This window comes from Paracraurococcus lichenis (genome assembly GCF_030657435.1).
Taxonomy (GTDB): Bacteria; Pseudomonadota; Alphaproteobacteria; order Acetobacterales; family Acetobacteraceae; genus Paracraurococcus; species Paracraurococcus lichenis.
This window is the reverse complement of record NZ_JAUTWS010000349.1, coordinates 1-944: the sequence shown is the minus strand read 5'-3', so window position 1 is coordinate 944 and position 944 is coordinate 1. Positions and strand designations below refer to the sequence as shown.

General features: G+C 72.9%; 1 protein-coding gene. It reads right to left on the bottom strand.

All coding sequences use genetic code 11. The annotated features are described in order from the left end of the window. On the bottom strand, positions 1–944 hold a 944-nt coding region (locus Q7A36_RS40175), incomplete at both ends, for a response regulator (RefSeq protein ID WP_305109388.1).

Sequence of the window (944 nt, the reverse complement as noted above, 5' to 3'; positions counted from 1 at the left end):
GGATAACCGGTGAGAAGGACGGCCGGCAGCCCCGGCCTGCGGGCCTGTGCCGCCCGGATCAGCTCCCGGCCGTCCATGCCCGGCATTGAGAGGTCCGTCACGAGCAGGTCCACTGCTCCATCGTCATTGAGCGCGGCGAGCGCCGCGACGCCGCTTCCAACCGCGGTGACGGCGTGGCCCGCCTCCTCCAGCTGCGCCCTGAGCACGCGCAGCACCAGCGGGTCGTCGTCGACCAGCAGGACGCGGCCGCGCGGCGACGCGGCCATCAAGGATTGGTCTTGGCTCGAAGTGACCTCCCGCACCTCTGCCTGCGGCAGCCAGAGGCTTACCGCTGTGCCGCGTCCGGCCTCGCTGGCGATCATAAGGGCACCACCCGACTGCCTGGCGAAAGCGCGCGCGGCGGCGAGGCCGAGGCCGGTGCCGGAAGCCTTGGTCGTGAAGAATGGCTCCGGCGCGCGCGCCAGTGTCGCCGCGTCCATCCCCGCGCCGCGGTCGACGACGTCCAGCCGCAGATAGGCCCCGGGACGGAGGTCCGCCGGGTGCGGATCTCCTTCGGGTACCGCCTCTGCCGAGGCGGCCAGCATGAGGGATCCGCCCTGGGGCATGGCATCGCGGGCATTCTCGGCGAGCCCCCGCAGCGCCGCCCCGAGCTGGGCCCTGTCTGCCAGCGCCAAGGCCACGCCGTCCGGCATGTCGATGCGCACCTCAATAATCCCGCTGCCCCGCGCCAAGCCCTCGCGCACCTCCGCAAACATTGCAGCGATGTCCAGTGGCTCGGGAAACAGGACGGCGCGTCCGGCCACGGTGAGCAGGCGCCGGGTCACCATAGCACCGTGGTCCATGGCGGCGAGCGCGCTGTCGAGCAGGCGGCGCGCCCTGGCCGGGTCGTGCTCGAGCCGCTGGGCTGCGAGGCGGACGCCGCCGCTGGCCGCGTGCAGGACGTT